The following is a 12,358-nucleotide window of genomic DNA, read 5'->3' as shown; positions in this document are numbered from 1 at the left end:
AACATGTGTGCCGCAGATTGAGCGTGAGGAAAAAGACAAGAAGATTCGGGTGCAAGATGAAATTAAAATGGCCAGTGTCGTTAATTTTTGCTGCAATGCTCTTGTCAGCATGCGGTGAGACGAAGTCGACCGCGCCCGCCGGTAGCTGGCAGGCCGAGATGGGCAAAATCCGTATTGCTGTCCGGAATGATGAGGCTGATCCGGATAATGTGGCTCGGTGGACTGGCTATCGTGCGCATCTAAAGGATATCACTGGTCTCAATATCGAAACGTTTGAGGCAAGTGACTATAACGGGGTCATTCAGGCGATATCTTCAGGTCAGGTCGATATCGCCACCATGGGTGGAGGCTCTTACGCCAATGTCGACGCACAGGTGGGTCGCAAAGTGCTGCCCTTCCTGACCATCCGTCAGGCTGAGGGCGGGCTGGGCTATTATTCGGCGCTGATCGTCAAAGCGGATTCACCCTATAAAACGCTTGACGACCTGAAGGGTAAATCCATCGCCTATGTCGATTTCAACTCAACCTCGGGCTATATTTTTCCGCGCAATACGCTGCTCAAGCAAGGCTATGACCCAGAAAAGCATTTTTCAAAATCGATCATGGCTGGCGGAGCGAGCCAGGCGCTGCTGGCTGTGGTCAATGGCAGGGTTGATGCGGCGCTAACCACTGTCAGTGCGGGAACGCCAGAAACCGGATTTGCAGCGGGCAACCCTATAACGATGGGGCGCCGTGGCCTCATCAAGGCGGGCGATACCCGGATTATCTGGACCGCAGGTCCCATGGCCAACTCGCCTTTTGTCATACGCACCGACAGGCCGCAGGCATTTCAAGATATTATGCGCGGTGCTTTTGCCATGCTGCCGTTTGAAAAGCCTGAAGTGTGGGATGATATGGGGCAAGCACCTGGAAATGATTTTGCGGCGGTCAGTCGTGACAATTACACCGACATCATCGCGATCCGCGACAGCGAAATCAAAACTCGGCGCAAAGGCGGAGACAACAAATGAGACTAGGAACCCTCTCGCTATTGGCGTTAACGTTCCTCTCCGCTTGCGGTGGAGCGGAAAAAGAAAGTGGCAGCACGATCCAAAGCCAGATCAAACAATTGCGTGTTGCCATTGAGGGCAAGGCCGCCGGCGAATGCAGCGCGGATGACAAAAGCTGGACTACAGTGCAGCGCGCTTATGTGCAGCATATTTCCGCGCGCATGGAAATTCCTGTGCTGCTGTGCCCTGTGGCAAGCAAGGCCGAGGCAGCAAGGGCGCTGGCTGATAACAAAGTGGATATGGCTTTGCTTGACGCCGCCAGCATTGCGCCGGTTAAAGCCTCTGTCAGGCCGATGATGACGGGCCGCATTCCCGCAGATATCGGCCGTGTCGCGATCGTGCTGGTCACCACAGAAAATAGCCCAACTAAGGACCTAGCGGAGGCGAGGCTTGCACTGTCTGGCGCAAATGCAACCATGTTGCTCGGCGTCAAGCGCACGCTGGCTGCCCGCAATATTCCGGACAGCGCCATCGCCGCCGCACAGACCTTGGCCAACGCCAGCGACGGACTGGCAGTTATCAAGGCGGGCAAGGCCGATGTCCTCGCTTTATATGGTGCCGAATGGATGCGGCTGTGCCGCGGCGAGGAAAAGGGCGACAAGCCGTGTGAGGGGTTCAAGGAAGTCTGGCGCGGCCGACCGGCGGCAGCCAGCGCATGGAGCGTGCGCCGCGATATCCCCAAAGAAAGCAGAGCGCGGCTGCTGGGTATCCATATTGCTTTGCCGCAGGAAAAACCGGAGCTCGCGCGCTGGTTCGTTCCTGACGCAGCTGAGATTGAACCGACAGAAGAGACCGCGCTGGAACAGACATCGTCGTGAAAGACAGCGCTGCGTCGACAGGAACTTCCTCACTCAACCGCGTGGCCGCCATAGAAAGCGAGTGGCGCCAGACCATCCGCAAAAGCCGCCTTCAGACTTTCGCCTGGATGATTTTGGTTTCAATCATCCTGCTAGGCTCGGTTGAGTTGAGCGCTGTCGGGAAAAGCAGCGTTGACGCAGGCTGGATTGACCGCATCGCAAGCTTTGTCGATAGGCTGATCCCCGATCTAAGGGCCGATGCACTTTTCGCCGGTCGCCAGGTTGATGGATCGCTCGCCAGCTGGTTCTACGACCTGCCCCGCTGGTTGGAGGCGATGCGCGAAACTGTGGCCATGGCCTTTGTTGGCACTGTGGTTGGCGGGCTAATGGCACTAGGGCTGTCGTTTCAGGCGGCGGCCAATCTCAACCGGAATGCGTTTTTGCGCCATACGGTTCGGCGCGGTTTTGATGCGGCGCGCACGATCCCTGATGTGATCCTCGCCCTGATTTTCGCCGCGGCCTTTAGTCTGGGTGCGGTTGCTGGCGTGCTCACCATCATCATCACGACGATGGGTTCGCTCGGTAAACTGTTCAGTGAATGCATGGAAAATGCCGAAATGAACCAAGTGGACGCGATCGAGGGCGTGGGCGGCAACCGTCTGTTGCAGCTCCGCTTTGGGATCCTGCCGCAATTGCTACCGCAAATCCTTTCATATTGGTTGCTGCGGATGGAGATTAATCTGTCGGTCGCCGCAGCACTTGGCATTGTTGGCGCAGGCGGGATTGGCATGGAGCTGGAACGTGCCATCAGCTTCACTGAATTTGATACCTATTTGGCGATCCTGATTTTGATTGTGTTTTGTATTTTCGTGATCGACCTTGTGTCCGAACAACTGCGCCACCGGCTAATTGGGTTGACGCAGTGAGCGCTGAGGCTGCCCTGATTGCCCGGGCCGAGGCCATACTTCCCGGTGCAGTGATCATCAGGCTGGAACGGCGGATCAAAACGGCGTTGGCCGTCGCCGCATTCTTAATCGTTTTCGTGGCCTGCTGCTATGACCTTGGCCTCAGTTGGGATGTTTTGGGCGGCGGCCTAGTGAAGATGGGCACCATCCTTGGCGCAATGTGGCCGCCGACGTCAGGAGGCGAACTACCCCGGCTTTTGCTAGCGCTTGTGCAAACCTTGGCCATTGCTGTTTTGGGAACATTGCTGGCCGCGTTGGTCGCAATCCCGCTGGGTTTAGCGGCGGCGCGGAACATCGTGCCCAACCCCGCCATTCATTTCGCCATTCGCCGGTTCATGGACCTGTTTCGCGGCATTCCCGTGCTTGTCTGGGCACTTATCTTGGTGGCGGCGGTGGGTCTGGGGCCAATTCCGGGCATACTTGCCATCGCCTTTTCGGACATCCCGCGCCTTGGCAAGCTGTTTGCCGAAGCGCTGGAAAATGTTGATGCCCGGCAACAGGATTCGCTGCGCGCTACAGGATCGAGCACATCGGGCGTGTTCCGATTTGGTGTTGTCCCACAGCTGCTGCCCGTCTGGCTCAGCCAATGTCTTTACTATCTCGAACAGAATTTCCGCGCGGCGGCTGTGGTCGGTGTTGTTGGCGCTGGCGGGATTGGATTCGAACTCGAAGAACGGATACGAATTTTCGCTTTCGACGAAGTTGCCTTCATCACCTTGATGTACATCATTGTTGTGGGGATAGTGGATTTCGGGTCGGAGCGGCTGCGCGCGCATTTGACATAAGGGGGTTGGACTATGCTTGAGTTGAAGAATCTGCGTTGCTGCTTTGGCGACGTTGTCGCAGTGGACAACGCCAGTCTCAGCATAGCGCCGGGGGAAATGGTGGGAATTATCGGTCGATCGGGGTCGGGTAAAAGCAGTTTGCTGCGCCTGATCAACCGCCTTTACGTGCCCCAGCAGGGCGAGATTTTCTGGCGTGGTCAATCGGTCACAGCACTCAAGGGAAAGGAACTGCGTGATTGGCGCGGGCGCTCGGCAATCATCTTTCAGCAGTTCAATCTGATCCCGCGCCTTGACGTTCTGACCAATGTTCTTTTGGGTACATTGGCAACGCGTCCACTGCTCCCCTCACTTTTCAAATCCTTCCCGGCAGAACAGCGCGCGCGCGCAGTCATGGAACTGGACCGGCTTGGCATGGTGGACACCGCTTTCAAACGGACGCAAAACCTTTCTGGTGGGCAGCAACAGCGGATCGCCATTGCGCGCGCGATGCTGCAAGATCCAGAAATCCTGCTCGCAGACGAACCGGTCGCCTCGCTTGATCCGATCAACAGCGAAATCGTGATGCAAAGCATCGCAGCGCTCAACCGGGAACGCAACATCACGCTCTTAATCAACCTTCATTCGGTCGATCTTGCGCGGCGTTATTGTAGCCGCGTGATCGGCATGAACAACGGTAAGATTGTATTCGATGCCCCGGTTGAGGAGCTGACCGACCAGGAAGTGGATCGGATTTACGGCGCAACGAGTCAACCTTGTCAGGCAGATCTCGCACCTCAGAAAGAACTTAAAACTGCGCGGCCCGCAGCCGTCCCACCCACAATACGCGGCGAGCCCCAGCTTGAAAGCATAGCATGAGCGGCCGGCTTGTCAGCGTCGCCAATGACAAAGGCCTCACATATGTCGCGCGCGAAGTTCCGCAGCGGGCAAAGAGTTTAACGCATGGACCTGAACCCGAGATTGATCCGGAAGCGGCGGTAATCGATTGCGCGCTCGGCCGCTGGACCCGAGTGGGTGCACGGACCCATCTGCATGAGGTTTCGTTTGACGATTATAGCTATATCGTCAGCGATTCGAGCGCGACCTACGCGGCAATCGGCAAATTCTGCTCAATCGCACGCGATGTGCGAATCAATCCGGGTAATCATCCGACATGGCGCGCAGCCCAGCATCATTTCAGCTATCGTGCGGTGTCTTATGCGATGGGTGATGCGGACGATGCCGAATTCTTCGAATGGCGACGTGCCGACAAAGTTGAGATGGGGCACGACATCTGGGTCGGACATGGCGCAACAATATTGGCCGGCGTGACCGTTGGCACCGGCGCCGTCATTGGCGCTGGCGCGGTGGTTTCCAAGGACGTACCACCTTTTGCAGTTGTGGTCGGAGTGGCGGCTGAGGTAATCAAAAATCGGTTTGATGCGGCGACACGGGAGAAGCTGCTCGAGATCGCCTGGTGGGACTGGGATCATGACCGGCTTGCTTCCGCACTGGACGAATTTCGTAAATTGGACGCTGCAGAATTTTGTGAGAAGCATGGCTGAAGGCCGGCTGATTCTTGTCGTCGGCCCGTCCGGTGCGGGCAAGGACAGCCTGATTTCGGCGGCAGCGGATAAGCTTTCAGCAGATGCCAGCTATCATTTCCCTAAACGTGAAATTACCCGCCCGAGCGATGCCGGCGGCGAAGATCATATAGAAGTGAGCGTCGAAGATTTTCACGCAACGCGTAACGCAGATGGTTATGCCCTTTCATGGGACGCGCACGGTCTTTGCTACGGGGTTCCCGCAGTGATCGATCAGCAGATCCAAAACGGCGCAACCGTGGTGGTCAATGTTTCACGCACCGTCCTCGATACCGCGCGCGGCAAATATTCAAATCTGCGGATCATCTTCGTCACTGCACCTCTTGATATCCTTGCACATAGGATCGCGGCGCGCGGCCGTGAAAGCGCCGCGGATGTGGCAGGACGTTTGGCACGTGCAGGGATCGCTCAACCGAACGGCGATAACGTGGTCATTGTCACCAATGACGGCAGCCTTGAAGAAGCCATTAGGGCCTTTTTATTGGCGGTCGAAAATGGAACGATGTAACAATTTAGGCGTGCAGCGCGGGTAGGCGCGGCAACTAGGCGATCTTGCGCAGTTATTTATCGAATGCCTAACCAGTTGCGCAGTGCGTTTGCGGATAATGGAAGACAAGAGCGCGGATCGATTTATCACGTCGACAGCCGCGCCAGCGCTGCATCGGCGTCCTTGCGCGAATGGCAGCGATGAACTTCAAGATGGGCATAGGCGGGTTCAGCTAATGCACGGGCAATGCTTTCGCGGCGACTATGATGCCTGTTCCAAGCCCAACGGATCGGGTGTTCGGCGCGGAACAGCCGGAAGAAATCCTCGCGGCATCCAGGAAACACATCGGTGCCCGACGCCGCCCGCGCCAGCGACCGAGGGATTACCTGGCGCATCACCTGCATGCGGGGCAGGTCTAGCCATACCAGATGCTTCATGCGTGGCCAGACAATCGGCCATACCTGCGAATATCCACCCGCAACTACCCAGTTGTCCCCCTGCGTTGCCGCATCGATAGCATTGATCAGAGCTTCTGGTTCTTCCGCACTTCGATTGTACCAGCCCGGCCCCCAGTTCAGCAGATCAAGTTCGACCACGCGCAGTCCGGCCGCCTCGGCCAGCCGCGCCGCAAATGTGGATTTACCTGCTCCCGATATACCGACGACCATCACACGCATGAAGCGCATCCCTTGTAAAAGTGGGCCCGTTGAAAAACGACCGATAATCGTGGAAAGTTGCGCGGCAGGCCCTCACTGACCGACGCTAATCTGATGCGCATGAAAACTCTAACCCAACTGCGCATTACGTTTACGGATAATAGAAAACGAAAGCGTGGATCGACTTACGGCTTCAATCATCGGCCAGAGATTGTCGACTTCGCGTAATTCCGCGCCATGTTCGGCCAGCGCTTCGGCGGGGCTTTGAATTCTGTGCCGTTGCAGGGGCATCACGGATATCTCACTGACATAAACCCCACTATTGGGGTCAAATAAATTCCAGTGCGGTCCGGCCTCAAATGCATAGATCCACATGGGCATTTCCGCCATCCGGCTGCGCCAGTCCTTTTCAATAACAACGATACGTGACGCTTTGCTTTTGCCGATAAATCGGTCGGCGTCTGCTTTGGTCGTGGCCGGCCCTCTTCCAAAAATGATTCTGGGGCAATCACGTGGGGCAAGGTAGTTTGATAAAAACGGATAGCTTGTTGTCCAGACACATGGGTTGTTCTGTCCCACTTCCGGAGCTGGCGGAATCCTTGGATAAAACGCTTTGATACCGGATTCATGCGACGCGTGAAACAAATGCGAGGGATCGAACATCGGCCGTGCAAAACTTAAAAATCATCAGCCCAAGAACGGGAAGCGGGCTTTGACATTAAAGTTACTTTCACGGTCTGGCTGATGGAAGACGCACAGAGATCCGAACCGATGCGCACCGATATCGTCGGCAAAAAATGCCATCGCTGCGTCCAGAAATGCTTGGCGCATCGCGGCATCTTCGATTCGACCCGACAGCGTCATATGAAACCTGAAATCGTCAAAGATATAGGGGTAACCCCATTCCACCAGCTGCCGGTCCTGTTGTTCGCTCAGCTTCGCTTTGCGCCTTCGCTCCAATTCTGCATGGGTCGGAAGCGCCCGGAAGTTGTCGAATTCGCAAACGCAGTCTTCATGCAAGGCCAGCATTTCCGCAGATTTTTCGGCTAACCGAAAGGCGATGAAATGCCCAAGTATCTGAGGCGCAATTTCCACTGAAAAAGCGGCGCGTTGGGTTGCGAATTCCTCAACCGCCGCAATGAGTTCTTCTTCGCAAGCATCGTCGGCGAGCGCGAATGGTGCTTTCAATGTGGCGTGGAAGCCATAATGACGGGCGTCCGCTGTCAGCGCCGAAAACGCTGCGGCATCAGAGCCTATAGGGACATATTGTGGAACATCCTGTCTAGATGCGGCATCGCGACCCAACCACTGGGATGCGCGCAGCCATAATGGACTGTCTGAGTCGGGCGCGTAATAAATGGCATAGCGGCCTGTCATGTCTCGTCAGGCTACCCGTTCACCGCCGCGCCAGACTGAAACCGGGCGCGGCCATTTGCCAGCTTGCCAGGCGACGCGAACGAGATCCGCGTTAAACCCCTTAGCAACTCTACCACGGTCAGTGAGCGCAGTTGCCTTGGCGGGCGCGTGAGTCACCGTCGCGATTGCGCGCGGTAACGACCAGCCATAGGGTTCCTCAGTCAGCAGGAAAGCGGCTCGCAGCATTGAAAAGGGAATATAGTCCGACGTAATAATGTCCAGCAGATCCGCTTTTGCCGCCGCACCTGCCGATAAATTGCCAGAGTGCGATCCGCCGCGCACCAAGTTGGGCGCTCCCATCGCGATCACCATTTCCGACGCGCGTGCCTCTTGCGCGGCCTCGATTGTCACGGGAAATTCCGCCATGGTGCATCCAAATGCACTAGCTTCCCGCACCTGTTCGACGGTCGCGTCATCATGCGCGGCGAGGGTAAAGCCATAATGGGCAGAAATGCCGGCAATCTTCGCGCGATGGCTGGCGCATAATTCGGCGAGGCTCTCGGCTTCGGCATCAACCGCTTCGTTGACGGTCCTACTTCTCAATTGCCGCTGACCCGGCCTGTGATCCATCAGCGAAAGCATTTTCACCCGCGGATTATCAAGCTGCGGTTCCAGCCCGTCCATTAAGGCAGGATTTGTAACTTCGCAACGGATGTGCAGGATATGCTCTGCTTTCAAAAAACCTTGGCTCGCGGCAGATTCGATCGCGTCGATCAATACCGGAAAGGCTTCGGCTCGGTTAAGACCGTTGCGCTCACCGTGCAGGCACAGCGAGTCAAAGACGGTCGTAATCCCTGCCGATATGCACTGGGCATCATGCGCCATAACCGCGCCGACAGAATCCCATGTGGCACCCGGACGCGGCTGGTAATGCTTTTCGAGATTGTCTGTATGGATATCGACCAGGCCCGGAATGATGTAATCGTCGCCCCAGTCGTCTGCTCCAGCCGACGCAGACGTGCGTGGTTCAATCGCTTCGATCACACCGTCACGGACCAAAATTTCTGCCGATATGACCGCGTCGGATGTTACAACATAATTGCTGAAGATACGTGTTTCGCGCATAAATCAGGCCGCCAGTCGATATTCGGTTACATCGAAAAAGCGCGTTGCAACTGCGTTGCGCACGGCTTCATCGTGAAAGATGCCTACCATGGCGGTGCCGCGATCACGTGCTGCATTCATTAGCTTGATGACCGTCTGCCTATTGGCCGCATCAAGCGATGCCGTTGGCTCGTCGAGCAGCAACACCGGATATTCACGCACCATCACACGCGCGATGTTCACGCGCTGCTGCTCACCACCCGAAAATGTTGCAGGTGGCAGACCCCATAATGCCTTGGGAAGGTTAAGCATCGCAAGAATAGCTTCGGCCCGGTCCTTCGCCTCCCCTGCATCGACGCTGTTTTCCAGCAAGGGTTCCATCACCAATTGCAGTGTCTGTATCCGTGGAATGACCCGCAGGAACTGGCTGACATAGCCCATTGTCCGCCGCCGAATGTCGAGAACGACATGTGGTGGCGCATTAGTGATATCCACATATTCACCGTCATGAAATAACTTCACTGAGCCATCGCTTGGCACATAATTGCCATAAATAGCGCGCAGCATCGTCGATTTGCCTACCCCTGATACGCCGCTCAACACCACGCATTCGCCAGCGGCAACTTCAAGCGAAACATTTGCAAAAACCGGCACCAATGTACTGCCCTGATTGTGCAGCGTGAATGTCTTTGCAATAGCCTCAATACGGATGGCGGCAGCTTGATCTTCCATCATGGTCATATCTTTGCTCAAATCTGAAGTACGGAGGAAACGAGCAGCTGGGTGTAGCCATGCTGCGGATCGTCAAGCACCTGATCAGTCAGGCCTTGTTCGACCACGAAGCCGGATTTCATGACCAGCAGCCGGTCGGCCAGCAGTCTCGCGACGCCAATGTCATGGGTCACGATAATGGCAGCCAGACCCATTTCACGCACCAAGACGCGCATGAGATCAAGAAGCCGCGCCTGAACCGACACGTCAAGGCCGCCAGTGGGCTCGTCCATGAACACCAGGCTTGGATTGTGGATGAGATTGCGGGCGATTTGCAGACGCTGTTGCATACCGCCCGAAAAGGTGCGCGGCTTATTGTCAATGCGGCCAAGATCCAGTTCCACCCGCTCAAACCAGTTCAAGGACTGTTCGCGCATTTCGCCATAATGGCGGCGGCCGTTCATCATGAGCGGTTCAGCGACATTTGCGCCCCCCGATACGCGCATGCGTAAACCATCGCGCGGATTTTGGTGGACATAACCCCATTCCTCACGTGCGATTCGGCGACGGTCCTGTTCGGACAGCGCGAAAATGTCGTGCATTCCATGACGGCGGCTGTTGAATAGGACTTGGCCTCCAGTTGGTTCAAGCTGACCCGAAATGCACCGCAACAATGTTGTCTTGCCCGATCCGCTCTCTCCAACAATGCCTAAAATCTCTCCCCGGCGTAGTTCAAAACTGACATCGCGGCAGGCGCCAATCGGACCGAAGGATTTGTCTAAGCCTTCGACAACAAGCAGCTGTTCATCACGTTCGATAGGTGTGATCATGCTCATTCGGCGTCCTCCGGCTGATCTAACTGATCCAGCGCATGGCCAGCCAATGGGCCGCTATGGCCTTGCTTTCGGCGCTCACCGCAATACGCACTGTCCGAACAGACGAACATGCGGTTGCCGTCATCGTCAAGGATCACTTCGTCCTTGTAGCTGCTGTCGCAATTGCACAGCGCGCATACTTCGTCCCAGCTTTGGATTTCGAAAGGGTAATCCTCAAAATCCAGACTGCGCACATCGGTATGCGGCGGCACAGCATAAATGCGCTTTTCGCGTCCCGCGCCAAACAGGTGAAGCGCCTCGCTTTGGTGCAGCTTCGGGTTGTCGAATTTTGGGATTGGCGAGGGCGACATCAGATACCGCTCGTCCACCAGCACCGGATAGCCAGCGCCGCCAGCGATACGGCCATAAGCAGCGACACTTTCGTAAAGCGACAGATATTGGAGCCCATATTCTTCATAGGCATGCATCGCGCGGGTTTCAGTCTCACGTGGCTCCAGCCCGCGTAACGGCTCAGGCTGCGGCACTTGGTAGACCATAATTTGGCCTTCCTGCAGCGGCGCTTCCGGGATTCGGTGGCGCGTCTGGATGATCGTCGCCTCTTCGGTTTGCTCGGTCGTCGCCACATCGGCAACGCGCGCGAAAAAACGCCGGATGGACACAGCGTTAGTCGTGTCATCGGCGCCTTGGTCGATGCATTTATACACATCGTCCGGACCGATAATGGATGCAGTCACCTGAATACCCCCGGTTCCCCAGCCATAAGGCACCGGCATTTCACGTGACCCGAATGGCACTTGGTAGCCCGGAATGGCGATGGCCTTCAGTATCGACCGGCGGATCATCCGCTTTGTCTGCTCGTCAAGATAGGCGTAGTTGTAGACCCTGTTGGCAGGCAAGTTTGATGGCGCGTTCATTCCGCTGCCTCGGCAAATTCACTGGTATCGGAATTGGCACGCGCTTCTTCCCATTCCTTTTTAAGCCGACGTACGAACTGTAATTCGGCTTGAAAGTCGACATAGTGCGGCAGCTTTAAATGCTGGACGAAGCCCGACGCTTCGACATTGTCGCTATGATAAAGCACAAATTCTTCATCCTGAACGGCATGCACGCCCGCTTCGCCAACTTCGGCATGGCGCAGTGCGCGGTCAACGATCGCCATGCTCATCGCTTTGCGTTCATTATGACCAAAGGTCAGACCATAGCCGCGCGTGAATTGCGGGGGGCTTTCTGCCGATCCTTCGAAATTTGAAATCATCTGACATTCAGTGACCGTTATTTCGCCAACTTCGATTGGGAACCCGAGTTCCTCCGGCGTAAATTCGACTGCCACTTCGCCCATGCGAATTTCTCCGCATAGAGGGTGTGTATTACCCCATCCGCGTTGCGAGGCATACGCGAGGCTTAGAAGGAAACCTTCATCACCACGGGCGAGCGCTTGAAGTCGTTGGTCGCGCCCAGCCGGAAATGCCATTGGCTGACGCGTTAAATCATAGGGCTCGGCGCCATCGTCTGCATCGGTCGGGGCAGGTTCCAGTAACGCTTCATGGGCAAACACAGACGCAATTGCCGGGATGTGCTCGGCAACCGGCGTGTCGCCAAGCGGGGCTGCGGGTACTGTTTTGTCATCGCTCAAGCCGAAGTCGATCAGCCGATGCGTATAGTCAAAGGTTGGCCCCAGGATTTGCCCGCCGGGGATATCCTTAAACGCTGCCGAAACGCGGCGTGCGACGGACATTTTTGTCGTATTGATTGGTTCCGATGCACCAAAACGTGAGAGTGTGGTGCGATAGGCGCGCAACAAAAAGATTGCTTCGGTCACGTCGCCACGCGCCTGTTTGATCGCAAGTGCGGCAAGATCGGGATCGTAGCAGCTTCCTTCCATCATCACCCGGTCGACGGCCAGCGACAATTGTTCACGGATCTGCGCGACCCCAAGTTCTGGCACATTTGTGTCGCCGCGCCGGGCTTCATCAAGCCAAGCATGGGCATTACTAATGGCGCGTTCTCCGCCTTTGACCGAAACATAAGCCAT

General features: G+C 56.2%; 15 protein-coding genes. 7 read left to right on the top strand and 8 right to left on the bottom strand.

Annotated features, from left to right (window positions below; genetic code table 11):
• The first annotated feature begins 56 nt into the window (after positions 1-56).
• Genes phnD through phnN form a run of 7 tightly spaced genes read left to right on the top strand, consistent with a single transcriptional unit; the run spans position 57 to position 5,684 of the window.
• On the top strand, positions 57-1,010 hold the full coding sequence (phnD, locus tag Q0N43_RS01245) for a phosphate/phosphite/phosphonate ABC transporter substrate-binding protein (RefSeq protein ID WP_295441347.1): 954 nt from the start codon (positions 57-59) through the stop codon (positions 1,008-1,010).
• Positions 1,007-1,867, top strand: coding sequence for a PhnD/SsuA/transferrin family substrate-binding protein (locus tag Q0N43_RS01240; RefSeq protein ID WP_295441344.1), 861 nt, complete (start codon positions 1,007-1,009; stop codon positions 1,865-1,867). Before phnD ends, Q0N43_RS01240 begins: the two co-directional genes overlap by 4 nt.
• The gene (gene phnE, locus Q0N43_RS01235; protein ID WP_295441341.1) at positions 1,864-2,772 is read left to right on the top strand and encodes a phosphonate ABC transporter, permease protein PhnE; all 909 of its coding nucleotides are present in this window, start codon (positions 1,864-1,866) and stop codon (positions 2,770-2,772) included. The genes Q0N43_RS01240 and phnE (Q0N43_RS01235) overlap by 4 nt, the downstream gene beginning before the upstream one ends.
• Positions 2,769-3,596, top strand: a complete 828-nt coding sequence (gene phnE, locus Q0N43_RS01230; protein ID WP_295441339.1) for a phosphonate ABC transporter, permease protein PhnE — start codon at positions 2,769-2,771, stop codon at positions 3,594-3,596. Before phnE (Q0N43_RS01235) ends, phnE (Q0N43_RS01230) begins: the two co-directional genes overlap by 4 nt.
• Before the next feature lie 12 nt (positions 3,597-3,608).
• Positions 3,609-4,451, top strand: coding sequence for a phosphonate ABC transporter ATP-binding protein (gene phnC / locus Q0N43_RS01225; RefSeq protein ID WP_295441336.1), 843 nt, complete (start codon positions 3,609-3,611; stop codon positions 4,449-4,451).
• On the top strand, positions 4,448-5,137 hold the full coding sequence (locus Q0N43_RS01220) for a chloramphenicol acetyltransferase (protein WP_295441332.1): 690 nt from the start codon (positions 4,448-4,450) through the stop codon (positions 5,135-5,137). Before phnC ends, Q0N43_RS01220 begins: the two co-directional genes overlap by 4 nt.
• Positions 5,130-5,684 carry a phosphonate metabolism protein/1,5-bisphosphokinase (PRPP-forming) PhnN gene (gene phnN, locus Q0N43_RS01215; RefSeq protein WP_295441329.1) on the top strand — a complete coding sequence of 185 codons (555 nt, stop codon included), beginning with the start codon at positions 5,130-5,132 and terminating at the stop codon, positions 5,682-5,684. The genes Q0N43_RS01220 and phnN overlap by 8 nt, the downstream gene beginning before the upstream one ends.
• 125 nt (positions 5,685-5,809) lie before the next feature.
• On the opposite strand, the gene Q0N43_RS01210 is transcribed toward phnN, so the two are convergent.
• The 8 genes from Q0N43_RS01210 to Q0N43_RS01175 all read right to left on the bottom strand — a co-directional run bounded on the left by Q0N43_RS01210 (position 5,810) and on the right by Q0N43_RS01175 (position 12,358).
• Positions 5,810-6,340, bottom strand: a complete 531-nt coding sequence (locus Q0N43_RS01210; RefSeq protein WP_295441326.1) for a hypothetical protein — start codon at positions 6,338-6,340, stop codon at positions 5,810-5,812.
• A 108-nt stretch (positions 6,341-6,448) separates the two neighbouring features.
• Positions 6,449-6,982 carry a DUF6886 family protein gene (locus tag Q0N43_RS01205; RefSeq protein WP_295441323.1) on the bottom strand — a complete coding sequence of 178 codons (534 nt, stop codon included), beginning with the start codon at positions 6,980-6,982 and terminating at the stop codon, positions 6,449-6,451.
• Positions 6,983-7,006: 24 nt separating this feature from the next.
• Positions 7,007-7,696, bottom strand: coding sequence for a DUF1045 domain-containing protein (locus Q0N43_RS01200; protein ID WP_295441321.1), 690 nt, complete (start codon positions 7,694-7,696; stop codon positions 7,007-7,009).
• 6 nt (positions 7,697-7,702) lie between these two features.
• The gene (locus Q0N43_RS01195) at positions 7,703-8,800 is read right to left on the bottom strand and encodes an alpha-D-ribose 1-methylphosphonate 5-triphosphate diphosphatase (protein ID WP_295441318.1); all 1,098 of its coding nucleotides are present in this window, start codon (positions 8,798-8,800) and stop codon (positions 7,703-7,705) included.
• Positions 8,801-8,803: 3 nt separating this feature from the next.
• Positions 8,804-9,520, bottom strand: coding sequence for a phosphonate C-P lyase system protein PhnL (phnL, locus tag Q0N43_RS01190; RefSeq protein ID WP_295441316.1), 717 nt, complete (start codon positions 9,518-9,520; stop codon positions 8,804-8,806).
• 8 nt (positions 9,521-9,528) lie between these two features.
• Positions 9,529-10,326 carry a phosphonate C-P lyase system protein PhnK gene (gene phnK / locus Q0N43_RS01185; protein ID WP_295441313.1) on the bottom strand — a complete coding sequence of 266 codons (798 nt, stop codon included), beginning with the start codon at positions 10,324-10,326 and terminating at the stop codon, positions 9,529-9,531.
• Positions 10,323-11,240 (bottom strand): alpha-D-ribose 1-methylphosphonate 5-phosphate C-P-lyase PhnJ, encoded by a 918-nt coding sequence (locus Q0N43_RS01180; RefSeq protein WP_295441310.1) that lies wholly within the window; start codon positions 11,238-11,240, stop codon positions 10,323-10,325. Before Q0N43_RS01180 ends, phnK begins: the two co-directional genes overlap by 4 nt.
• Positions 11,237-12,358 (bottom strand): carbon-phosphorus lyase complex subunit PhnI, encoded by a 1,122-nt coding sequence (locus Q0N43_RS01175; protein ID WP_295441308.1) that lies wholly within the window; start codon positions 12,356-12,358, stop codon positions 11,237-11,239. The genes Q0N43_RS01180 and Q0N43_RS01175 overlap by 4 nt, the downstream gene beginning before the upstream one ends.

It is taken from the genome of Sphingorhabdus sp. EL138 (genome assembly GCF_945882965.1).
Classification (GTDB): domain Bacteria; phylum Pseudomonadota; class Alphaproteobacteria; order Sphingomonadales; family Sphingomonadaceae; genus Sphingorhabdus_B.
This window is presented reverse-complemented; position numbering and strand designations above follow the sequence as displayed.

Excerpts from the sequence above, each read along its gene's own strand:
- phnD (WP_295441347.1), top strand. The coding sequence starts at position 57 with ATGAAATTAAAATGGCCAGTGTCGTTAATTTTTGCTGCAATGCTCTTG.
- Q0N43_RS01240 (WP_295441344.1), top strand. The coding sequence starts at position 1,007 with ATGAGACTAGGAACCCTCTCGCTATTGGCGTTAACGTTCCTCTCCGCT.
- phnC (WP_295441336.1), top strand. The coding sequence starts at position 3,609 with ATGCTTGAGTTGAAGAATCTGCGTTGCTGCTTTGGCGACGTTGTCGCA.
- Q0N43_RS01220 (WP_295441332.1), top strand. The coding sequence starts at position 4,448 with ATGAGCGGCCGGCTTGTCAGCGTCGCCAATGACAAAGGCCTCACATAT.
- phnN (WP_295441329.1), top strand. The coding sequence starts at position 5,130 with ATGGCTGAAGGCCGGCTGATTCTTGTCGTCGGCCCGTCCGGTGCGGGC.
- Q0N43_RS01210 (WP_295441326.1), bottom strand. The coding sequence starts at position 6,340 with ATGCGTGTGATGGTCGTCGGTATATCGGGAGCAGGTAAATCCACATTT.
- Q0N43_RS01205 (WP_295441323.1), bottom strand. The coding sequence starts at position 6,982 with ATGTTCGATCCCTCGCATTTGTTTCACGCGTCGCATGAATCCGGTATC.
- Q0N43_RS01200 (WP_295441321.1), bottom strand. The coding sequence starts at position 7,696 with ATGACAGGCCGCTATGCCATTTATTACGCGCCCGACTCAGACAGTCCA.
- Q0N43_RS01195 (WP_295441318.1), bottom strand. The coding sequence starts at position 8,800 with ATGCGCGAAACACGTATCTTCAGCAATTATGTTGTAACATCCGACGCG.
- phnL (WP_295441316.1), bottom strand. The coding sequence starts at position 9,520 with ATGACCATGATGGAAGATCAAGCTGCCGCCATCCGTATTGAGGCTATT.
- phnK (WP_295441313.1), bottom strand. The coding sequence starts at position 10,326 with ATGAGCATGATCACACCTATCGAACGTGATGAACAGCTGCTTGTTGTC.
- Q0N43_RS01180 (WP_295441310.1), bottom strand. The coding sequence starts at position 11,240 with ATGAACGCGCCATCAAACTTGCCTGCCAACAGGGTCTACAACTACGCC.
- Q0N43_RS01175 (WP_295441308.1), bottom strand. The coding sequence starts at position 12,358 with ATGGCTTATGTTTCGGTCAAAGGCGGAGAACGCGCCATTAGTAATGCC.